Genomic DNA, 22,292 nt, shown 5'->3' with positions numbered 1-22,292 from the left:
CTTAATTTGTGATTTTTCTACTTTTTTGCTTTGCTTCTTCTCAACTCAGCTTCTCTGAGTTATTTTGTGCTTCTTAGTCTAAAGTCCAGTTATTAAACTAAAAGTCTTGCGCTGCCTGCTTGTTTGACGGGAGGCAGCAGCCCACCACAAGAGCATTACAAGGCAGCAGCCCAGGAACGAGAGGTTATTCACAGTTGGCTGTCTCTGTCAATGCGTAAGTCCTACAAAACTTGGTTGATGTCTGAATCCCCTTCCAAGTTTTCCCAGTCCCCAGCGATGCACTGAGCTTGTCGAAGTGTCCCCAGTCCTTTTTCAATCTATCAAAATAGTGAATTTATTTAATAACTAATGACGCAAAAACTTCTATCTAGAGATCGATATGGCTAATCAGCCAAATGAAGTAAAAATAGTATACTAAATCACAACGAGATTGTATTCTATGAAATTGAACTATGTTACCAAACAGCTTTCCACAGTAAAACGCTGGATGGCTACAACACTGTTTTGTATGTTAGCGATCGCTTTCCTTTGGCAAGGTGCATTTTTCTCGAACACCTCAGCAATGGCTGATCCGGCTGCAACCTTGATCGCATCATCAGACGCAGGCGATCGGGTTCAAGAAAAAGCCAGTGAAGATGCTGGACGAGCCAAGAATTTCATCCAAGATGCGGCAGATAAAGTTAAGCAAGCTGCTAAGAGTAATGCCAATAAAGTTGACCAAGCATCAGACAATGGTAGCTTTTTTGAGCGCAAAGCCAAGAGAGATGCGGCGACAATTCAGAAAAGAGCAAACGAAGATGCAGATCGGACTCAAAAAGCAGTAGATAAAACCAAAAATGCTGTTGAACGCACTGTTGATAACATCAAGGATGCTTTTGGTAAATAGAGAATAGATATAGAAATTCTATTTGGTGAGAATTTTAACCCGCAGATCCCCGACTTCGTAAAAGTTGTCGGGGATATTTTTGTTTAGTTGCGATCGCTCACAAAATTAGCTGCTGTTACCGAAGAATAGAAGAAACTATTGTTAAATATTTCCCAGTAATTATGCTAGATATATAGTTAGAAATGAGATATTTAACTTTCTTTTGTACTAACTTTAAAAGGCAAAAGTGAGTAATTTACTTAGGAAACTTCCGCAGCTTGCTTCATGAAAACTTGTTTTTCTATACCGACTACAGACTATTTTTAAGTAGCATCACTAATTGACAAATGTGTTATAACTTTAACTGATTGTAACCTGATTTGACGAATTGTGAATGGATGACAAATTTTTCACCATTATCAATTAAGAAGTTATACTTTCCACTACAACTTAGTAACAATGTAAGAGTTTGATTCTGTGGACAACCCGACCGTGGGAAAATCAAAATACCGAAACTCGAAGTTAGAGAGGAAAACCTTATAATATGCATCTGAGCGAAATCACCCATCCTAATCAGTTGCACGGTTTATCTGTTCGCCAACTGCAACAGATTGCCCGTCAGATTCGAGATAAGCATCTCCAAACAGTAGCAGTTAATGGTGGACACTTAGGGCCAGGGTTGGGTGTTGTCGAATTAACACTAGGACTTTACCAAACACTGGACTTAGATCGGGATAAAGTAATTTGGGATGTAGGACACCAGGCTTATCCCCATAAACTGCTTACAGGACGCTACGATCGCTTCCACACCCTCAGACAAAAGGACGGAGTTGCAGGTTATCTCAAACGCAGTGAAAACAAATTTGACCACTTTGGGGCTGGACACGCTTCTACAAGTATTTCAGCCGCATTAGGTATGGCTTTAGCGCGAGACTTAAAAGGGGAAAAATTTAAAGCCGTTGCTGTGATTGGCGATGGGGCACTAACTGGAGGTATGGCTTTAGAAGCCATCAACCATGCCGGACACATGCCGAAAACTAATCTGTTAGTTGTTCTCAACGACAACGACATGTCTATATCTCGCAACGTCGGCGCGATTCCCCGCTATCTTAACAAAATGCGCCTCAGCCAACCGGTGCAATTTATTAAAGATAATCTTGAGGAACAGTTGAAGCAAATTCCCTTCGTGGGTGAATCCCTGTCTCCCGAACTCGGACGCATCAAAGAAGGGATGAAGCGCTTGGCTGTTCCCAAAGTAGGCGCAGTTTTTGAAGAACTTGGCTTTACCTACATTGGACCAGTGGATGGGCATAATCTCGAAGAATTAATTGCCACCTTCCAACAAGCACATGAGATACCAGGCCCAGTCTTGGTACACGTAGCAACAGTCAAGGGCAAAGGCTATGAAATTGCCGAACTAGATCAAGTTGGCTACCACGCCCAAAGCCCCTTCAACGTAGCAACTGGTAAAGCCATTCCTTCTAGTAAACCTAAACCCCCAGCTTATGCCAAAGTCTTTTCTCATACTCTAGTGAAACTTGCCGAACAAAACCCGAAAATCATCGGCATTACTGCGGCTATGGCAACGGGGACAGGCTTAGATAAACTCCAAGCAAAACTGCCCAATCAATATGTTGATGTTGGCATTGCTGAACAACACGCAATTACCCTAGCAGCAGGACTTGCAACCCAAGGGATGCGCCCCGTTGCTGTTATTTATTCTACCTTCTTACAACGCGCCTACGACCAGATAATTCATGATGTCTGCATTCAAAACCTGCCAGTATTCTTCTGCTTGGACAGGGCAGGAATTGTTGGTGCTGATGGACCCACCCACCAAGGTATGTATGACATTGCCTATATGCGTTGCATTCCCAACATAGCAATAATGGCACCCAAAGACGAAGCAGAACTGCAAAGTATGATAGTAACTGGTGTTAACCATACCAGTGGGCCGATCGCCATGCGTTATCCTCGTGGCAATGGCTACGGCGTTCCCTTGATGGAAGAAGGTTGGGAACCTTTGGAAATCGGTAAAGGCGAAATTCTGCGTACAGGCGATGACGTGTTAATCGTCGGCTATGGCACAATGGTTTATCCAGGAATGCAAGCTGCGGAAATTCTCAGCGAACATGGCATTGAAGCAACTGTAATTAATGCCCGTTTCGTTAAGCCTTTGGATACCGAGTTGATTTTGCCTTTAGCTAAAAAAATTGGCAGGGTTGTCACTTTAGAAGAAGGCTGTGTGATGGGTGGGTTTGGTAGTGCGATCGCTGAAGCTTTACTGGATGCAGATATACTAGTTCCTGTCAAGCGATTCGGTGTACCAGATGTATTGGTAGATCATGCTGAACCCAATGAATCTAAGACAGAACTAGGCTTAACTAGCGATCAAATAGCAGAGAAAGTGTTGCAAGCTTTCTTTAAGCAGCAAGTATCTGCTGTGGTTTAGTTAATTCTTTGTATAGGATTACTATTTGATTTTTGAACAACACGTAGGGTGTGTTATCGCCGAGAGTACGGCACCATTTTCAAGGGTTTGGTGCGTTAGACTCAAGTCATAACGCACCCTACAAATACTTAATTTTTTTCAGAAATCAAACCGGATTCCTATAGAATAAATCGGTAGGGGCAATTCATGAATTGCCCCTACTAAAAATCATTATTTTCGGCTATTGTTTGCGTAAGTCAATCAGGATTGGTAAGACATCTAGGAAACTTTTCGATCTACTGAAAGTCAGATAGTTGGTTCCTGGTATTTGACTCCTCGTTTTTGATGACGGTCATTAGCAACAATCGGATAAACAATGCTGCGTAACCGATTAATCGCACCGACAGGACGATGCACTGCTAGACCATTCCCAGGAGAAAAACTGAGATTTTCCCCAAAGTCATTATCTTTAGCAGAATTAACCTTCTGATGCTTAACTGTTAGGCGACCAACTGTAATGAAGGGTGATTCCTCTTCATTCCAAACAATGGTGGTATCATCAATAGACATTTCTGGGCTAGTTTGAAATTGAATTTGAAAGTCCCAACTATATTCAGCATCAGGCTTTGCTAAAGCTTGAATGATATCCTCTCGGTAGTAGTTGTCCTCTGAACCTGAAGCTTTGGCACGCTGAAGCTCACTTTCTGGTCTGGATTCGAGAGGAAGTTGTTGATGAGGTGGTTGACTAGAAACTGGAGTAAATGCATATTTAATCACAACCGGATATTCCACAGGAACTCGACCTGGTTGGGATGGGTCAAAATCAGATTTTAGTCCCAAAGAAAACGCTGAAGCACTCCAATAGCGTTCTCTGAGCAAACTCTTGGGAAAGCGTTTGAAACTGGTTTGCAAAAGAGTGGATTCGTAGGGATGCAACTTTAGCCAAAAAAGCACCAACAGCTTAAAAAGCGGAAACAGCCCTGCTCGATAAACCGTCAAGAAAAAGCTGTGGAAGTCTTTGATGGTTCTAACAAAAAAGAATTCGGTATTGTGGGTGATAATATCTTGGGTTTTTAATTCGTGACTTTGCGGTAGTCGTTCTCCTTCTACCCCGATCACCTTTACGGCCATGGAGCGCGTATCTCCTTCATAATCATTCTTGACTGAAAACGCACCATTTGCAAATCGTAGCCAAACCGGATATTGTTTGGGTTTGGCAAATAAACCTTGTTTTAGGAAAATGGCTTGAAGTTGAGCTTCAGTTAATGAGGTGCGTTTGCTCAATTCTTGCTTAATTGCTGCTTCATCAAAGTCAAAGATTTCTAGAGTTCCTTGTACAGCAGCGTTGGTTTTAGAGTGGGTATCTCTCTTTGCAGTTTTTTTCTTCTCACCTCCATAAAGATTTTCCATGTTCTTTTTGACTAGCTCACTCATGAGAGCGGAATATTTAGCTTCGTCTTTTTCTGGATACTCGGTAAATAGATTCATTTTTTTTAGTAGGATTAATTAATCAATTGAGTTTATTTGAAGGCGCGTAGACATCGCTTGTTTGCTGTTATTTTCCAGTCAACATTGAGTGACAGATTGAAAAGTGTCCACATAACACATCAACTTTGACATTACCCCCCCAACCCCCCTTGTAAAGGGGGGCTTTAAGAGGCTATTTGCCCCCCCTTGTAAAGCGGCACTTTAAGAGGCTATTTGCTCCCCCCCTTTACAAGGGGGGGTTGGGGGGGTATTAGACTTTTGGTAACAAAAATAGCTTTTCAAACATCCTCTTAGGGTGCGATCGCACTAAAAGCCAGTGTTTATTCAAGGTAAAAAGTAACTTTGTACTTTTTGTCTGATGGCGGAACATTACGATTAACTAAATCTGAGACAGTGTTGGTATTTTGAAGAATTTCCCAACCTACAGGAGAAAAAGTCTCTTTGTTGTAGATATTAGGTGCTAGTAAAGGATTAGTTAGCGCCTGAGAAAAGGCATCAATCCCAATTAAGCGTGCTACTAGGGAAGGAATAGTTGAATTTTTCCGCCCATCCTCGGCGTAAAGTCCTACAAAGAATTCAATATTATCCACATGACCATATAATTCTTTGAGTTTCTCTTGAGCAAATTCATTACCAGTAACTTGCTCAAACCTCGTCACTCTAGGGAAACCACACATTTCTCGATAATCGTTGTAGCTTGCTAATTGCAGTTTTCGTCCCAATCTAATTGAGGGTAACTCAGTTAACTCAACCAATATCTCAGGTGTGTTAAATAAACCAATTTTTGTACCCGCTTGAGAACAAGTTTCTTCCATCAATGCACCTAAACCTCGATCGATAAACATCTTATTGTTCCAGAGGGATGTAGCAATGTTGGTAGGTTTGCCGTTATAGTTAAAAGTTTCTGGAATCGCACTATGCCAGCGATAAACCAAGTCAAACTCAATTGCCATATAGTTGGGACGATGCCAACTTTCTTTAGTAAAAGCTTCGGGATCAGCAAACAACTTAAAGTGATAAGGAGTGATGTGGTTAATGTACTCTTGCATAATGATTTTGAGAATAATCGCCATGAGAATATTTCTCGATGTTTGGAAGAGGCGTTCATCATCCCAATCTGGATAATTGCTGGCTAATTCATCACAAAGACGATTATGCTCACGCAGACATAGAGTATTGAGCATTACATAGCCAATTTGTACATTGGCTCGTTCTACTCCCATCGCAAACAGATATTGTTTTCTCTCTGGGGGCAGTCTTTTTTCATCATTCAGGGGTTGATAAAGACCGTCAAATTCCGGCTTAACTTTACCCTCTGCTGGATCAGCATAATAAAACAAGGGATATTCTTCTTCTACGCCATCTTGACGTTTGAGTTTCTGAGTTTTTAATTTACCTCCTTGAAAGCTTCTTAAAAGATGTGACTGTTTTCTGGTTAAACCATAAACATTACACAAATCAATCTCATGGTTGGAAGTATTTTTTAGTTGATTGTAGTGATCGAGGCGGAGAAAGCTATCTGTAAACCACTGTACCCAATAGGGAAACAGCATAGTTGATTTGGGAGAATAAATGGTTTTACCATCTCTTTTACGGAATAAAACAGCTAAGTCTTCAACTTTTGGTAGATTGCCCTCAGCGTTGAATTTTGGATCGGGTGGTAGATGTCGTCCTGTATAAGTGCGATCGTTGAGTGATTCCCAGGAAGTATAAGTATCAGTTTTTTTAGGAATTTCCGTATCAGGAATATGCTCATCTAGAGTCATCATACTGAAGCGATTAGGACGAGTCGGAATTTTATAGATCAGGCTGTTAATCAAAGCTTTATTAACTTTACGGGCAATTGATTTATTACTTTGGAGAAGTTGCCAAATCGGTTTAAAATTTGTTAAAACGAATGTTTGAAGTTTGTTCTCAAAACCGTCTTTGGATGTGTCTCTTTCGGCAGCCATAATTATTTTTCCTTTCTTTTTCCAAGTTCTGTATTCTATGCGCCCTCAATTTCTCTGCTTCGATTCCCCAAAGTAATTCAAATTAATCCAGTTTGGAGATAATCTTCTGTAGATTTTTGGGTCGATAGTCTTTCCGACTTTTCAAACGCTTGATCGTGCTTTCATGAATATCTTCAATCACATCGCCGACATCACGAAGCTTAATTCCTGCTAATTTAAAGAATCCCGCATCGTTTTTAAAGTCGCATTCATAATTAGGGTTGATACCTGTGGGAATCACACTTGGATCTAAGTCAAGTCCTAATCCTAGTACACCGATGGAATCAATCATCCACTGTAAGGCAGCATCCGATAACCCACTGTGTTCTTGGGTTCCACCGCCAACGCAACCGTGTACACCTGGAAACCACTTTTGAATCACCCTCTGATTTTCAACCTCAGGATGCTTTGTCATGGGAGTGACATCAAAGATTTCACGAATTTCGTCGATGGCCATCGCGTGCAATGCATTGGCAATACATTTGTTTAAAGTCGTGTCATGAAATCTGTAGCGCTTATTCAGTTGCTCACTCAACCGACTGAAGGCGGGTATTCCAGGAATTCCCAGGGCACCAACGGTGTCAAAACAACCAAGTAAGGTGATGGGGACGCGATCGCCATAAGTTTCACGGTATTCTACTGCTGTATTATCCTTGGGTTTAATACCTCGGTTACGATAAAGCTCGTAGGCTTCATGTGCTTTGGTAACGTGGGGGCGATCTAGAAGACCGGAGCAATAGATCATCCCTGCTAAACTTCTAACTGTGTAAGCTCCGCGACTGAAGCCGAATAGATAAATTTCGTCACCCTCAACATAGTTGAGACTCAGAAATCGGTAACAATCTTCTATATTTTTATCGATTCCTAGTCCGGTAGCTCCGCCTAAAACCTTTTGATTCTCAGTTCCAATACCCTCGTCATAAAATATTATTTGTGTAACCCCGTCACTGGCGGTTGATTTCACAGATTGAGCCAGCTTAACCACATTGCTTGGATAAAGACTCGTTAACTGTTGCCAAGTTCCATCACAGCAAATAACAAGACGCTTCATAGTTTTGCTTCAACGGTTTTGAGTAATTCAATCAACTTTTTCTGAAAATGTGGGTTCGTCCAAAGGCATCTAATATCTCAACATATATCTAGTTTCATCAATGCGTTAGCAAAAATTGCTTAAAATTAACATGGACATCCTCTCACTTTCTTAATGAGAAGGCAAGGACAGTTAAGACAGTTAAACAGGAAAAATATTAAGTTTTAATAAGGCCATCAAAATGTAAACTGAAGATAAATTAGGGCAATGGCCAGAAAATAATTAGGAAAGGGATTTTGGAAGAGAAGGGCTTGTGGTTAAACATTGCTGCTAGGCTAACAACTTTGGTCAGATTTGCTTAGGGATTTCCAAGAAATAAATTATCAAAATAAACGAACCACAGAGACACAGAGAACACAGAGAATAGAGAATAGAGAGGGTTTTTGGGTCAGTTTTGGGACATTTTTTTATTTGGAAGCCCCTTAACTTGGGCAAAATTGAAAAAATCCAATGTCTTGAGAGATATAGATTTCAGGGTTTGCGATCGCAGTTTTGCTAAATGCATAAAGTCGATCTTATGGACACAGTATTTAACAAAATTTGTTTTTATGAAATACTGAAGTAAGGCTATGATATTTCTGGCAAATTTTTTGTGCCAGTTAAGTATGCCCATGTACTAACTACCTTTTTCTATGACACATTCCCCAAACCAGGTTTATCCCGTTATTTGGCACAACAACTCAGTGTCATTAATCGATCAAACGCGCTTACCAAACGAATATGCATTTGTAGAAATTCATCGTAGTGAAGATATGGCGCGGGCAATTAAAACCATGATTGTGCGAGGTGCGCCGGCAATTGGTGTAGCTGCGGCTTATGGAATGTATCTGGGGGCGAGGGAAATTGAGACAAGCGATCGCACCGAATTTTTGCAACACTTAGATAAAGTAGCCCAGTTGTTGCGTTCTACTCGTCCAACGGCGGTAAATTTATTTTGGGCAATTAGCCGGATGATCAAAACTGCCTACGAAACACTGGGAACAGTAGAAGATATCAAGCAAACCCTTTTGCAAACAGCCGAAGCAATCAACGCTGAAGATTTGCAAACCTGTCAAGCGATCGGCGACAATGGTTTGGCAGTGTTGCCCACTACCCCAGAAAAGCTAACGCTACTTACTCACTGTAATGCTGGGGCGCTAGCTACGGCTGGTTATGGCACTGCTTTAGGTGTTGTGCGTTCGGCTTGGAGAGAAGGACGTTTAGAACGTTTATTTGCCGATGAAACCCGTCCCCGCTTACAAGGTGCAAAACTCACCACTTGGGAATGTGTGCAAGAAGGTATTCCAGTGACATTAATTACTGATAACATGGCAGCCCATTGCATGAAACAGGGTTTGATTCATGCTGTAGTTGTGGGTGCTGACCGAATTGCGGCTAATGGGGACACTGCTAATAAAATTGGTACTTATGGTGTGGCGATCGCCGCTAAAGCTCATAATATCCCCTTCTTTGTCGCTGCACCCCTTTCCACCGTTGATTTTGAATTAACTGATGGCAGCAAAATTCCTATTGAAGAACGCGAACCAACAGAAATCTATCAAGTTGGTGATACCATTCTCACACCTGCGGGTGTGGATTTTTACAACCCAGCCTTTGATGTGACTCCGGCTGAGTTGATTACAGCCATTATTACAGAAAATGGAGCGATCGCACCTCATCATTTAGTAAAATCACAGCTAAAGCAAGTAGTGTAATTGACACTCTCCGGTCTAAAGACGCAGAAATTATGATTTTATCTTGGTGATGCAAAACTGTGGCTACAAGAACCCTTAAGAAGACGTTTCCTCATCGGCAACGACCAAATCCACTCGACACCTTGTAGCCGCTTCCGCTAGCCGAGTATCAATTGTTGCCAATGGCAATCCCAACCGCAATGCTAATTCTAAATAAGCTGCGTCATAAGCTGCTAAACCTTCCTGTCGCCCTAGCACTAGGGTTGCAGTTGCACCCAATGCGTTTGCATCTGTAGCAATATCAACCTGGATTAATAGTGACTGTAACAAAGTAATAGCTTCCTCAGATTGTTCTTGAGTTATGCGGTTACGCCGTTCAGCCACCAGTAGAACATTAGCAATCTCCAATGACCAGATTCCCGGTACAAATGCTTCAGCATCCGGCATTATTGCTAGTATGGCATTTGCAGTCGGGTTATTTTCATCCACCAAACACCAGCTAATTGCTACAGAACAATCCAAAACAAACTGCATTAAAATCTTCGCCCCTCTTCAATCATGGAGCGGATTGACGTTTTATCCAATGCTACTTCTCGCCGCAGTTGTTGCATCTTGGTAATTGTATTTCTTATTGATTGTTTTGTTGTGGGTTTTCCCCAAGCGTTATATTGTGGTTTCGCTTCCTCAGATGTTACAACTTCTGCATCAGCTAACGGCTGTATAACTACCACTACCTCAACAGAAGTATCTTTTAAATCAGTGGGTGTATGGATTTGTAATATCCCATCTGCCCCAATATGCGATCGCAACTTCATCGTTTTCATGTCCCCATCCAGTAACTCATACTTAATAATTTTGGGAAATACCTTAATTATGCTGCTACTCATAGGGGAATTATGAAGCAACTAGGGCAAAGAAAGCATCAACAAGGGGGAACCACCCACAAGGGGTGGTTCTGGAATCTTCCTCCAAAAATGTCAAAACTGCTACGTTAATACGAGCTAGAGGATGTAGAAACCTCTAGCTTAGGAGTTCGTGCAGCGTGTCGCAGACAAGCCAGCTAGAGATAGTTCATCCAAAATGCTGAATAATTGCGTCGGCAAATTCCGAACATTTTAAGGGTTCAACTGGCGGTTCTAGCAACCGAGCTAAATCGTAGGTGACTTGACTATTTGCGATCGCATCGCTTAAACCTTTCTTAACTAAGTCTGCGGCTTCTTGCCAACCCAGAAATTCCAGCATCATCACCCCAGATAAAATCAGTGAACCGGGATTAATCCGATCTAAGCCGGCGTGTTTGGGGGCGGTGCCGTGGGTAGCTTCAAATATGGCACTAGCATCGCCAATATTTGCCCCTGGTCCCATTCCCAATCCCCCAACAATGGCAGCAGCAGCATCAGATAAGTAATCGCCGTTCAAGTTCATTGTCGCCAAAATCGAATACTCATCCGGTCTGGTTTGGATTTGTTGAAAAATACTGTCAGCAATCCGGTCATTTACCAAAACTTTCTCTTTCCATTTACCATCGCCGTGGGTTGCCCAAATTGTGTTAAGAACAGTTTCAACTTCCTTGACAACTTGCGCTTTCTTGTCTGGAGTCAGACTATCAAACCCAGGTTCAATCTGGCGGGCGTTTTCTTCCAAGGAAATATTCGGATTTTTTTCCTTGTTACTCAAAATCCAAGATTCTTGTTCTGTAACAGTTTCTTGGCGAAATTCACTGGTTGCTAGTTCATAACCCCAATCACGGAAAGCGCCTTCGGTGTACTTCATGATGTTGCCTTTATGCACCAAAGTCACTTGTTGCTTGTTTTTGGGCAATAGCAAAGCGTGTTTGATGGCACGTCTAACTAGGCGCTGGGAACCAGTTTTGCTGATGGGTTTGATACCAATACCAGAATCCAGAGGAATGCGTTTTTTCCCATGTTCTGGGGTGGCGGGGATTAGTTCTTCGTTAAGAATCTTAATTAAGCGATCGCCGATTTCGCTACCTTGTCGCCACTCAATGCCTAGATAAATATCTTCCGTATTTTCCCGATAAACAATTACATCCAGCTTTTCGGGATTTTTGTGGGGTGAGGGTGTACCTGCATAGTAACGGCAAGGACGCACACAGGCATACAAATCAAAAATTTGCCGTAATGCCACATTTAAAGAACGAATTCCCCCCCCAATGGGAGTAGTCAAAGGCCCTTTAATAGCTACACCATATTCTTCAATTGCCGTGAGAGTGTCTTGAGGTAAATACTGATAAGTACCGTATAAATCACAAGCTTCGTCTCCAGCGTAAACCTTGAACCAGCTAATTTGACGCTGACCCTTATATGCTTTGGCTACAGCAGCATCGAGAACTTTTTGGGTAGCAGGCCAGATATCTATACCTGTGCCGTCGCCGCGAATAAAGGGGATAATTGGATTGTCCGGTACGATTGGTTCACCATTTTTGAAGGTGATTTTTGCTCCGGCTGTGGGGGGGGTAATCTTTTCGTACATCGTTCACACACTCCTAATCGATACGCTGCTAGTCAAAAAATCTTTATGAGGCAGGCTTGTATATTTTGCTATGTCTTTTGTTCACCAAGCCAGAAGGCACAGATTTTCCCCCTATTCCCCTTGTACATTATTTGGGGATTAAGTGTGGGATTTGAGTGAAGCGATCGCAATTTTGTACGATCAAAAATAGTAAACTACTTTTCGCTATCACTGCTTCACCTTGGAGAATCCCCGATAGCTTACCGCTCTTTCACTGACCGCTAAAACGAGAATGGCATGACAGACCCAATGATTTTATCAGGCCCTGCTAATGACATCGACTCCTTGCGACGACCGTTAATCGCTGGGTCTGAAAAAGTCCAACAGCAGATAATCCCACAGTTAGCTGAGTTGGGTAATGAGGGATTAGACGTGTTGATGGAATTTTTACTGAAACGACGTGAGAACCCAGCTACTTGGATTGATGGCAAAGCTTACCAAGTCCTTTATAACTCTGATGCACCCCAAGCCAAAGAATTTTTGCGCTCTTCTTTTCCTGAAGGAATTGTACCTCTAAAATCAGAGTGCGGGATTAACTATAATTCTTTGCAACAGCTACTTGCAGTTCAAGACTTCCAAGCAGCCGATCGCGTCACCATCGAAAAAATGTGTGAACTATCAGGGACAACGGCTGTACAACGAAAATGGTTGTATTTTACTGAGGTAGAAAAGACCTCGGCTGTTGACTTGCAAACCATTAACAACCTTTGGTTAGTCCACTCGGAAGGTAAATTTGGCTTTTCAGTGCAGCGAGAAATCTGGTTAAGTTTGGGTAAAAATTGGGAGAATTTCTGGCCAAAAATTGGCTGGAAAGCAGGTAATACCTGGACGCGATACCCCAACGAGTTTACCTGGGATTTGAGCGCCCCTAGAGGTCACTTACCCCTCTCCAATCAACTTCGGGGGGTACGAGTATTTGCTTCTTTACTCTCTCACCCTGCTTGGTCGAAGAATCCAGAAAAATGATTTGGAGTCTACGTATAAAGAGATTATGATCAATCCCAATAACCGAGAATTCTACGTCATCATTGAACGGGATGAAGATGGCTACTATGTCGGAGAAGTCCCTCAGCTAAAAGCCTGTTACAGTCAAGGAGAAACAATTGATGAGTTGATGGTCAATATCAAAGAAGTAATTAAACTTTGTTTAGAAGCAAAAAGTGATGAAGAAATACCAGAATTTAGAATTTATAGGTATTCAAAAGGTAGTAATCTAATAATTCCATGAAGTTTGAGTGGGACGAAAACAAAGCGGCAATAAATCTTTTAAAATATCAGGTTTCCTTTGAAGAAGCCAAAACTGTTTTCGATGATCTGCTCTATGTTGACTTCTACAATCCAGACCACTCTGATGATGAGGAGCGTTACCTTATTATTGGAGAATCAAATCGGGGACGCTTACTAATCATGTCGTATACAGAAAGAGGAAATTCGATTCGTCTCATTAGGGACTTCCAAGAAATAAATTATCCAAATAAACGAACCACAGAGACACAGAGAACACAGAGGAATAAGGAGGAGAGAGTTTTTTGAGTATTTTTTTATTTGGAAGTCCCTTAGCGCCAGAGAAGTAACGCGATCCGAGCGAGAAGTCTATGAATAAGGGTAAGCCAGAAATGGAAGATGATTTGCGATCGGAGTATGACTTAAAGAGCCTAAAAGTCAGAAAGTTTGGTTCTGAACGAAAGAGCTTTGGTAAGACAACAATTCGTTTAGAACCTGATGTTGCAGAGGTTTTTCCTAATGCCGATGCTGTCAATGAGGCTCTAAGATTCCTGATTAGAGTTGTGAAGTTTCTGCACTTGCAAAGCAGCCTCACAGTTCCTCTGAGGGGGCGGATCAAACCTCCTAGTGCTGAGTTGGAAGTGCCGCAGATCCAAAACTGAAAATATCAAATTAGATAATGGCAAACGTTCGTCTAGAAGATATTAAGCGTAGATTCAATAATGTCACCGCCATTGAGGATATTACCTTTGAAATTCCTGATGGCGAGTTTTGGGTTTTAGTGGGACCATCGGGTTGTGGTAAATCTACGATTTTGCGAACGATCGCAGGTTTAGAAACCGCTACATCAGGTAAACTCTTCATTGGCGATCGCTTGATGAACAATATCCCCGCCAGACAACGGGATGTGGCGATGGTGTTCCAAAACTACGCCCTCTATCCTCACATGAGCGTGGCGCAAAACATCGGCTTTGGCTTACAGATGCGAAAGGTTGACCGCAAAATCATTCAAGAACGGGTGATGAATGTGGCGCGATCGCTTTCTCTGGATCACCTGCTGGATCGTAAACCCAAACAACTTTCTGGAGGACAGCAACAACGGGTAGCATTAGGGAGAGCGATCGCTCGTGAACCTCAAGTGTTTTTACTTGATGAACCTTTATCTAATTTGGATGCCCAATTGCGCGATGATACCAGGGCAGAATTGAAACAACTACATCAAGAATTAGGGATTACAACTGTTTACGTCACCCACGATCAAGTTGAAGCCATGACTTTGGCTGATAAAATTGTCGTGCTAAATCGCGGAAGGATTCAACAAATCGGCGATCCCCAAACTATTTATGCAAGTCCTGCTAATCAGATGGTGGCAAGTTTTTTAGGTAGTCCACCAATGAATATTTTGCCTGCAATCTATGAAAATAACGGTTTTGATGTGAGTGGACAGTTATTAGCAATTCCAGCAGATGTGAAAGAAAAATTACGGTTGCGTCACGGACACAGTTTTGATTTGGGGATTCGACCAGAGCATATAAAAATTAATCCTGACTCAGAACCGGGTGAACAACAGCTATCCGCTAACAGTACTCAAAACTCAGGATTGTTATCCGTTGAAGTTAAGGTGGTGGAACCTTTGGGAAGGGAAACTTTGATTCGTGCTAGTTTACCTGGTTCGACGGTGGGATTGAATATTCAAGTGGGTGGGGATGTGCGTTTGCGTCCAGGCGATCGCCTTTCTCTACAACTCGATTTAAATTACTTGTTTATATTTGATCCCAAAACTGGGGACAGAATATTATAAGCGCTTCGGAGTGTAAAATATAATTGTTTTGTGTGCGATTGTTGTAATTGGTGGCGAGGGATAGGTTAGCGATCGCATCCAGAATCATCACCACACCGCCGTTAATCCAATTTTTGACCGTAACTCTGACCTTGCCCTTGCGTCGTGCGATCGCGGTCATTTGTTAATCAAATAGCGAAAATTTGCTGTATCTCTTGCTGAGTAAGAACCTTGGCGGGTCAATGCCGATTTACTTTCACCTTTGGCCGCTACACCCCGTTAACTCTTAATTTTCAGGTTACAGCGGTGAGAAGTGTTTATATCCATAATCAGGATGAAATAATGATTCAATCACTACAAAAACTATTTACATTTGATGAATACTTTGAGTTTTTAGAAACACAACCGGAAAACATTCGTTATGAATTACACGATGGAGATATTATTCAAATGCCGCCACCATCAGGGAAACACGAGCAAATAGTAGCATTTTTAACAATGATGTTAGGGTATGAGTGTCTTCGTCTTAAACTTTATTACGGCATACCTAAAACCGCCACAGTGAAGCCAGAAAATAAAATGTCAGGGTACTATCCTGATGTTTTATTAATGAATTTTTCTAACTTGGATAATGAACCATTATGGGAGAAACAATCTATCCTTAGTAAACCAGCTTCAATTCCATTAGTGATTGAAGTCGTCAGTACTAACTGGAGAGATGATTATCATAAAAAGTTTGCCGATTATGAAGAAATGGGTATTCAAGAATATTGGATTGTGGATTATGCTGCTTTGGGTAGCAAGGAATTGATAGGCGACCCCAAACAGCCAACAATCACAATTTACTCTTTAAGTGATGAGGGTGAATATCGTGGTAAACAGTTTAGAGGAGACGACCGTATAGAGTCGCCAACATTTCCAGATTTAAATCTAACTGTTGAACAAATTTTTTCAGTGCGTTATTGATGAATTAGACCGTAACCGCCACAGGCAAGGTACTGAAAGATGCTCTAAAAATCCTGTAAAAAATAAAGAATCACACCAGTACTGTCTAAAATCGTCACTAGGCAGTTATAAGTCACTAAAGGTGCGATAATATTTGAAAGTTTTCAATCGGTTTCTGAATTTTAGTATGAAACGTAACTTAGTACTGGTAAAAGCTATATTAGAAGCTTTTGAAGATGACGAAGATAGTATTATTGCATTTTTGGTGGTTGGGTGCGAACCTATGATTAGTTGTAAAAAGATAGTTTAAGTAAAAATACATAATGTTTTGAATGTTAGTACTTAATATTACAAGTATAAAAAAAGTTTCTTAAACTGCCAGCAATAATCGCCAATTCCCAATTTTTTGTAGCCAGAATCTAAGAAAATGAAAACTGCAATAGAGAGTTAATGGATTCGCTGCAAAAACTTATATGACTATTAATCGACGCCATTTCTTGTTCTTACTCGCATCAGGTGCTGGTGCTTTTGCGTTAGATGCTTGTGCATTGGCTGAGAAATCTCCTGATGGAAACACTGCAACTCCCAACACAACACCAAATACAACACCAGAGAAAACAGGGGCTATCCAACTACCGCCTTTACCTTACGCCTACGAAGCATTGGAACCACACATCGATGCCAAAACGATGCAGTTTCACCATGATAAACACCATGCAACTTATGTGAAAAACCTGAATGCTGCTTTAGACAAACACCCAGAACTCAAAGGCAAAACTGTTGAAGAACTGTTGCAGAAACTTGACAAAGTACCACAAGATATTCGCAAAGTAGTACGCAATAATGGCGGTGGTCATGTAAATCACTCAATGTTCTGGCAAATTATGAAGCCGAAAGGTGGGGGAGAACCAACAGGAGATATAGCCTCCGCGATTAATCAAAATTTTGGTAGTTTTGCAGCTTTCAAAAAACAGTTTAACGAAGCTGGTGCTGGTCGTTTTGGTAGTGGTTGGGTTTGGCTAGTACGTAACAAAGGTGGCAAGTTGGAAGTGGCAACTACAGCCAACCAAGATAGTCCCTTAAGTGAAGGCAAATATCCTATCCTGGGTAATGACGTATGGGAACATGCATATTATCTCAATTACCAGAATCGCCGCGTCGATTATTTAGATGCTTGGTGGAACGTGGTTAATTGGGATGAGATTAACAAGCGATTTGCAGTAGCCAGTAAACTTGCTTAAACTTTGAGACAGGCAAAGATAGAAAAAATAAAAAGTTTATCTTCCGCTACTGTCAAAGTAATTCGTAATTATAATAAGTGTGGGCTGCTGTACCCTTTATAATTACGAATTACAAATTATAGGACTCATATTTGATTTTTGAAATATACGTAGTGGCGTGACAAGGCTAAAATGTTGCAAAAAAATTGCTTTGTTGGGGAGCCACTGCGTTGCGCGGGTTAAGAGCGTTGTAGCAAGTGGCGTTGGAGGCTTTGCCAAAGCCAACATATATCAGGATGTTGGGTTGCGCTCTGCTCCACCCAACCTGCGTCTAATGCACAATTTTTTTGCTTGCCACGCCACTACACATATAGGACTTACGCACAGGTAACGGAAAACGAACCACAGAGGACACAGAGGTCACGGAGGAATGAGAGTTTAAGAGGGTTTTTGCGTAAGTCCTAACATACTTAGATTTTTTCATAAATCAAATCGGATTCCTATATATCATGTCCGCATAAATAGTTATGATTCCCACAGTCATTGCACCCCACCCCCAACCCCTAAGAGCTTGTGGGGAGGGTAGACAAAGCGTAGCTTTAGCGGGGTGGGGTTCTTCGGGTTTAATAAGTAATCAAGCGGACATGATATTACGAATTACGAATTACGAATTAGTTAAAGAGGCTTTTGAGTAGGTATACCAATAGCACGAGGAAACTCAACTGGTGTGGTGGCTACCTTACGCAAATACACACAATGTCGGATGCTGTGACTCAGAGGTGTTGTAAATTGTTCGATTGATTCAATAACGCCACCTAACTGGTTCACAGCATTTTGTAAAGCAGTTGTTTCATCCTCTGTCCAATTACCGCGATAAATTATGGCTAAACCTCCCTGTTTGAGCAGTGGTAGGGTATACTCTGCACAGACAGAGGCTGCCCCTACAGCACGGATCAATGCAATATCGTAAGCTCGTCGATGTTGGGGGTGCTGACCGATTTCTTCAGCCCTACTAACAATAGTTTTGGCATTGGTAAGGGTAAGTTCAGTTAATATATTGTCGAGAAAAGTAATTTTTTTTCGAGTGGAATCGAGCAGAGTAATTGTGCAATTAGGTACAGTAATTGCCACTGGAACACCGGGAAAACCTGCACCTGTACCAATATCAATGAGAGTAGGGGAAGCAGGGGAAAAATTTGCTGATAACAGAGGTGCAATTCCTCGCAGAGAATCCCACAGATGTTTTTCCCAAAACTCTTGGGGGTCAGTGATGCGAGTTAAATTTAGTTGGCGATTACCTTCTAGGATTAACTCATAAAGTTTTTGAAATTGCGCTTGCTGTTGGACATTTGGTTGCCAATTGAGAGTTTTCTGCCAGATTTCTACCATCTCAGGCAATAAGTTTGTCATTGGGTATTGGGCATTGGGCACTTGTACTGAGCGTTCGCGTAGCGTCTCCAAGAGTTGCCGTTGGCGCAGCCTCTCGTAGAGAAGTATTGGGCATGTGGCATGGGGCATGGGGCACTTGTACTGAGCGTACCCCTCCGGGGATCTTGCTACGCGTAGCGTCTCCAAGAGTTGCCGTTGGCGCAGCCTCTCGTAGAGAAGTATTGGGCATGGGGCATTTATTCTTTCTTCCCCCACTCCCCACTCCCCACTCCCCACTCCCTACTCCCCCTTTCATACTGTTGGTAAAGGTTCTTTAACTTTGGCTTCTAGTGTCTTTGGGTCTACTGATTCTAGTTCACCGTGGTTGAGTGTCCAACAACGATCTGCGATCGCTAACAGATCCCCAGCATCGTGTGTCACTATCAACAGTGTCCAATCTTGTTTCAGTTTCGCTAATAAATTTACCAGTTGCCGACGCATTGACCAATCTAAACCAGCTGTGGGTTCATCTAATAACAGTAAATTTGGTTGGCGAATCAATTGCACTGCCAAAGCTAAACGTCGTTGCTGACCACCACTCAAAGCATGAGGGGCAGCAGATAGCGATAAATGCTCTAATCCCACCTCACTCAGCGCCTGCCTGACTCGTTCTGACCCTAACTCAGGATGTCCTAAACGCAATTCTTCTAAAATCGAACCGCCGCAAAAATGCCGCTCTGGAAACTGAAATACCAACCCAGCCAATTGTTGTAGCTGTTCGGCTATCAGTTCTTGTTCCCGCCAGAAGAGTGCGCCGGTAGTAGGTTCAGCTAGTCCCGACAAAATTTCTAGTAAGGTACTTTTTCCCGAACCACTGGGGCCAATAATCAAACCTAGCTGCTGGGGTGCTAATTCCAAGTTGACCGATTTGAGAATCGCTGTTGGGCACGCTGTGGGATGATAATTTACATTTCTGAGATAGAGCATTTGTTAAGATTACCAAAAAGTCAGCAAATTACTGATTAACTACACTGAGAGTACTGAAAAATTCTGGAAAAATTTCTAGCGCATTACCTGGATTAACACCTTAATCTAGCAGCAAGAATCATTTACTTTTTCTTCATTGTGGCAGACTCACCCTTAAAACTTTGGCTAGAGCAAGCCTGGAAACATGAAAAAATTACCAATAATATAAGAAAATTTTGCTTGAAACAGAGGCAAGTTAACACTTCGACTCCTTTCGACTGCGCTCAAGGCAAGTCGCTCAGTGTAAAAATTGACCATTTTTGCATTCTAAATAACACATACGACTATTTCAACCGCAAACATTCTGAGGGTTCAAATGACTAAAAGGTTTTCTTCGCCTCGATTAGTAGTGTCTGCTAAACTCACTACCCTTGCTCAGACTGCTTTTGCTGTTGCGATCGCCTTTGGCATTGCCCCTTGGGCAATCGCACTTAATTTAGGGGTGAATCCCTCCCTGGCTGGCGATCCCTTTCGCAGTAGCGAACCTCATCAAATTGGCGACCAAACAGAAGCAGCTTTTAAAGCGATTTTCCAACAGGGTAACTATCCAGCAGCAGAGCGTTATCTAGAACAAGCAATATCCAAAGAGCCAAATGAACCTCTAGCTTATGCCATAAAAGCGTCTTTAGCATACGGAAATAAGGATTGGGCTAAACTAGACACTTACAGTCAGAAAACTCTAGAAACCGGACAAAAACTGATTGCCAACGATCCATTGCGTGGTAATTTATACACTGCTGTTGGTCATTTTTTAGAGGGTGCAGTAGTTATCACCCGTAAGGGTACTGTCAACGGAGTGCCAGAAGCCTTTAGTCAGTTGCGGCAGGTTTATGAATATTTAGACAAAGCCGAAACAATTTCCGCCAACGATCCAGAACTGAATTTAATCAAGGGTTACATGGATTTATTGTTAGCAGTTAATTTGCCTTTTGCTAGCCCAGATCAGGCAATTGGACGGTTAGAACAAAATGCTGCTCCTCAGTATCTAGTGGATCGAGGTGTTGCTCTTGCTTACCGCGATTTAAAACGGTATTCACAAGCACTAGATTATGTCAATCGGGCGATCAAAAGCACATCCGATAATCCAGAAATTTATTATCTCAAAGCCCAAATCCTGAAAGAACTGGGGCAAAAAGAAAAAAGCCCACAGATGATCCAAGAAGCGATCGCTAATTTTGACAAAGCATTGACTAAAAAATCCCAACTTCCAGGTGATTTAGTCAAACAAATTGAAGGTGAACGCAAAAATGCTATTAGCCTGAAGAATCCTGGATAATTGGGCATTGGGCATTGGTTATTAATTCATCTCCCTCATCCCCCCATTCCGCATTCCCTATGCCCTACTTTGATATGCTTATTTGCAGAAGAGTAATTGAGATATTAGACCAAAATGGAGATTCAGTTCCGCGAAATTAATCCTTTTGATGTGTGGATCTGGCTGAAATTCAGCACAAATCCTTCTGCGCGTGAAAAGCAGTATGTAGAAGAAGTTTTCAATTCCTGGTTTTATCTGGGTAAATTGGGTGCATTTAATGCAGAGAATCTTCAGGTGCAGGACACTGGACTCGATATCAACTACATGAATTATGATGCACAAGGGTATGATAAAAGCTTGCTAGCACTGATGCACAACATCGGTGAGTTTGAATATGAGGGTCAGTGGGGACGTTGTTGGTTTGACTTAGGAACCAGTGATGCGATCGCATTGGATATTTTAATCAACGCCCTCAGCCAGCTAAGTCAGGAATATGTCACCATTGAAGAATTGTACATCGGTGGCGAAAATTCCGATTGGCCTATTGAGGATAGCGAAAGTCGCCCTCAGTCTATCTACGATAATTAACAAAAATGAATAAAGCAGGAGAAATTCGGGTAATAGCCTTGGGACTAATTCGCAATGGCGAACGTATATTTCTTTCTGAAGGCTACGATCCCGTAAAGCAAGAAACATTTTATCGTGCTTTAGGCGGTGGTGTTGAATTTGGCGAAACCAGCCGCGCCGCCTTAGAACGGGAGTTTCAAGAGGAAATTCAGGCAGACTTAACGAATATTAGATATCTCGGTTGTATAGAGAACCTGTTTATATTTAATGGTAGGCAAGGTCATGAAATTATTCAGCTTTATCAATGTGACTTTGCTGATTCAAAATTTTATCAACTAGAAAGTTTAATTTTTTCAGAATCACAACATCATAAACATAAAGCGTTATGGATAGATATCTCTCGCTTGAAATCTGGGGAATTCAAATTAGTACCTGAAGTCTTTTTTGAATATTTATAAATCATCTGGAAATCGCACTCAACAAAGACACAATATATTGGTTGAGACTAACGCCTTCCCGTTCAGAAGTCTCAGCTAAACGTCGATGTAAAGATTTTGGCATCCGTAGTAGTAGTTTACCGCTATAGCTATCATTATTACTTGGTAAGGGAATGCGATCGCTCTCAATAGCAGAACTAGCAGAGTTTGAGACAGTTCTACAATAAAAGCAAAGACGTTGAGGTTGAACTAACCTAATGGGTGTACCTGAAATAAACCCGAAGATACCAATGCTTTCACCAAGCCTGCTTAAAAATACTTACCTAAACCTGCCTAGACCTGTTTAGAGATTTCTTCTCCCTTCAACCAAGGCAGTCGGCTGCTTCTTGTCCAGGAGCGT

General features: G+C 41.8%; 22 protein-coding genes and 1 pseudogene. 13 read left to right on the top strand and 10 right to left on the bottom strand.

The genetic code is table 11. From position 1 onward, the window contains the following. Positions 1–439 precede the first annotated feature (439 nt). Both V7K97_RS26095 and dxs read left to right on the top strand, forming a co-directional pair. Positions 440–886, top strand: a complete 447-nt coding sequence (locus V7K97_RS26095) for a hypothetical protein (protein WP_334803885.1) — start codon at positions 440–442, stop codon at positions 884–886. A 523-nt stretch (positions 887–1,409) separates the two neighbouring features. Beyond that, positions 1,410–3,317 carry a 1-deoxy-D-xylulose-5-phosphate synthase gene (gene dxs / locus V7K97_RS26090; RefSeq protein WP_334803884.1) on the top strand — a complete coding sequence of 636 codons (1,908 nt, stop codon included), beginning with the start codon at positions 1,410–1,412 and terminating at the stop codon, positions 3,315–3,317. A 285-nt stretch (positions 3,318–3,602) separates the two neighbouring features. Here dxs and V7K97_RS26085 read toward each other — a convergent pair whose 3' ends face one another. The 3 genes from V7K97_RS26085 to V7K97_RS26075 form a co-directional block, all read right to left on the bottom strand. Then, positions 3,603–4,784: a catalase gene (locus V7K97_RS26085; protein WP_334803883.1), complete on the bottom strand. Its 1,182-nt coding sequence runs from the start codon at positions 4,782–4,784 to the stop codon at positions 3,603–3,605. A gap of 320 nt (positions 4,785–5,104) precedes the next feature. After that, complete coding sequence (locus V7K97_RS26080) at positions 5,105–6,736, bottom strand: peroxidase family protein (RefSeq protein WP_334803882.1); 1,632 nt, start codon at positions 6,734–6,736, stop codon at positions 5,105–5,107. Positions 6,737–6,818: 82 nt separating this feature from the next. After that, positions 6,819–7,826 carry a DUF2235 domain-containing protein gene (locus tag V7K97_RS26075; protein ID WP_334803881.1) on the bottom strand — a complete coding sequence of 336 codons (1,008 nt, stop codon included), beginning with the start codon at positions 7,824–7,826 and terminating at the stop codon, positions 6,819–6,821. A 671-nt stretch (positions 7,827–8,497) separates the two neighbouring features. On the opposite strand from V7K97_RS26075, the gene mtnA reads away from it, so the two are divergent. Then, positions 8,498–9,559, top strand: coding sequence for an S-methyl-5-thioribose-1-phosphate isomerase (gene mtnA, locus V7K97_RS26070; protein ID WP_334803880.1), 1,062 nt, complete (start codon positions 8,498–8,500; stop codon positions 9,557–9,559). Between the two features lie 75 nt (positions 9,560–9,634). Here mtnA and V7K97_RS26065 read toward each other — a convergent pair whose 3' ends face one another. The 3 genes from V7K97_RS26065 to V7K97_RS26055 all read right to left on the bottom strand — a co-directional run bounded on the left by V7K97_RS26065 (position 9,635) and on the right by V7K97_RS26055 (position 12,031). Then, positions 9,635–10,072: a type II toxin-antitoxin system VapC family toxin gene (locus tag V7K97_RS26065; protein WP_334803878.1), complete on the bottom strand. Its 438-nt coding sequence runs from the start codon at positions 10,070–10,072 to the stop codon at positions 9,635–9,637. After that, a complete protein-coding gene (locus tag V7K97_RS26060) occupies positions 10,072–10,362 on the bottom strand; it encodes a hypothetical protein (protein ID WP_334803950.1) in 291 nt (96 codons plus the stop codon). The genes V7K97_RS26065 and V7K97_RS26060 overlap by 1 nt, the downstream gene beginning before the upstream one ends. A gap of 247 nt (positions 10,363–10,609) precedes the next feature. Beyond that, positions 10,610–12,031, bottom strand: coding sequence for an NADP-dependent isocitrate dehydrogenase (locus V7K97_RS26055; RefSeq protein ID WP_334803877.1), 1,422 nt, complete (start codon positions 12,029–12,031; stop codon positions 10,610–10,612). Between the two features lie 276 nt (positions 12,032–12,307). Between V7K97_RS26055 and V7K97_RS26050 the strand changes: the two genes are divergently transcribed. The 5 genes from V7K97_RS26050 to V7K97_RS26030 all read left to right on the top strand — a co-directional run bounded on the left by V7K97_RS26050 (position 12,308) and on the right by V7K97_RS26030 (position 15,095). Beyond that, positions 12,308–13,036, top strand: a complete 729-nt coding sequence (locus V7K97_RS26050; RefSeq protein ID WP_334803876.1) for a GUN4 domain-containing protein — start codon at positions 12,308–12,310, stop codon at positions 13,034–13,036. A gap of 25 nt (positions 13,037–13,061) precedes the next feature. Beyond that, positions 13,062–13,298 (top strand): type II toxin-antitoxin system HicB family antitoxin, encoded by a 237-nt coding sequence (locus V7K97_RS26045; RefSeq protein WP_442936898.1) that lies wholly within the window; start codon positions 13,062–13,064, stop codon positions 13,296–13,298. Further along, on the top strand, positions 13,295–13,603 hold the full coding sequence (locus V7K97_RS26040; RefSeq protein ID WP_334803875.1) for a BrnT family toxin: 309 nt from the start codon (positions 13,295–13,297) through the stop codon (positions 13,601–13,603). Before V7K97_RS26045 ends, V7K97_RS26040 begins: the two co-directional genes overlap by 4 nt. A gap of 62 nt (positions 13,604–13,665) precedes the next feature. Beyond that, complete coding sequence (locus V7K97_RS26035; protein ID WP_334803874.1) at positions 13,666–13,956, top strand: hypothetical protein; 291 nt, start codon at positions 13,666–13,668, stop codon at positions 13,954–13,956. Positions 13,957–13,973: 17 nt separating this feature from the next. Further along, entirely contained in the window at positions 13,974–15,095 is a 1,122-nt protein-coding gene (locus tag V7K97_RS26030; protein ID WP_334803873.1) for an ABC transporter ATP-binding protein, read from the top strand. Here V7K97_RS26030 and V7K97_RS26025 read toward each other — a convergent pair. Then, positions 15,058–15,255 (bottom strand): hypothetical protein, encoded by a 198-nt coding sequence (locus V7K97_RS26025; protein WP_334803872.1) that lies wholly within the window; start codon positions 15,253–15,255, stop codon positions 15,058–15,060. The two genes, V7K97_RS26030 and V7K97_RS26025, sit on opposite strands and share 38 nt — an antisense overlap. Positions 15,256–15,416: 161 nt before the next feature. On the opposite strand from V7K97_RS26025, the gene V7K97_RS26020 reads away from it, so the two are divergent. Both V7K97_RS26020 and V7K97_RS26015 read left to right on the top strand, forming a co-directional pair. Next, the gene (locus tag V7K97_RS26020; RefSeq protein ID WP_334803871.1) at positions 15,417–16,040 is read left to right on the top strand and encodes a Uma2 family endonuclease; all 624 of its coding nucleotides are present in this window, start codon (positions 15,417–15,419) and stop codon (positions 16,038–16,040) included. Positions 16,041–16,492: 452 nt separating this feature from the next. Beyond that, positions 16,493–17,260 carry a superoxide dismutase gene (locus V7K97_RS26015; protein WP_334803870.1) on the top strand — a complete coding sequence of 256 codons (768 nt, stop codon included), beginning with the start codon at positions 16,493–16,495 and terminating at the stop codon, positions 17,258–17,260. Between the two features lie 654 nt (positions 17,261–17,914). Here the strand turns inward: V7K97_RS26015 and rsmG are convergent. Beyond that, a complete protein-coding gene (rsmG, locus tag V7K97_RS26010) occupies positions 17,915–18,649 on the bottom strand; it encodes a 16S rRNA (guanine(527)-N(7))-methyltransferase RsmG (protein ID WP_334803949.1) in 735 nt (244 codons plus the stop codon). Between the two features lie 270 nt (positions 18,650–18,919). Then, a complete protein-coding gene (locus tag V7K97_RS26005; protein ID WP_334803869.1) occupies positions 18,920–19,594 on the bottom strand; it encodes an ABC transporter ATP-binding protein in 675 nt (224 codons plus the stop codon). A 355-nt stretch (positions 19,595–19,949) separates the two neighbouring features. Between V7K97_RS26005 and V7K97_RS26000 the strand changes: the two genes are divergently transcribed. The 3 genes from V7K97_RS26000 to V7K97_RS25990 all read left to right on the top strand — a co-directional run bounded on the left by V7K97_RS26000 (position 19,950) and on the right by V7K97_RS25990 (position 21,913). Then, positions 19,950–20,909: a Sll0314/Alr1548 family TPR repeat-containing protein gene (locus V7K97_RS26000; protein ID WP_334803868.1), complete on the top strand. Its 960-nt coding sequence runs from the start codon at positions 19,950–19,952 to the stop codon at positions 20,907–20,909. A gap of 114 nt (positions 20,910–21,023) precedes the next feature. Further along, on the top strand, positions 21,024–21,476 hold the full coding sequence (locus V7K97_RS25995) for a DUF3531 family protein (RefSeq protein WP_334803867.1): 453 nt from the start codon (positions 21,024–21,026) through the stop codon (positions 21,474–21,476). Positions 21,477–21,481: 5 nt separating this feature from the next. Further along, positions 21,482–21,913 (top strand): NUDIX hydrolase, encoded by a 432-nt coding sequence (locus V7K97_RS25990; protein WP_334803866.1) that lies wholly within the window; start codon positions 21,482–21,484, stop codon positions 21,911–21,913. Position 21,914: 1 nt separating this feature from the next. Here V7K97_RS25990 and V7K97_RS25985 read toward each other — a convergent pair. Continuing rightward, positions 21,915–22,073 (bottom strand): annotated as a pseudogene (locus tag V7K97_RS25985) (toxin-antitoxin system HicB family antitoxin); the annotation flags it as partial. Positions 22,074–22,292 lie beyond the last annotated feature (219 nt).

The sequence above is a fragment of the Nostoc sp. genome (assembly GCF_036917815.1).
Classification (GTDB): Bacteria; Cyanobacteriota; Cyanobacteriia; order Cyanobacteriales; family Nostocaceae; genus Nostoc.
Note: the sequence above shows the minus strand (reverse complement) of the source record. Positions and strands in the feature narration are given on the sequence as shown.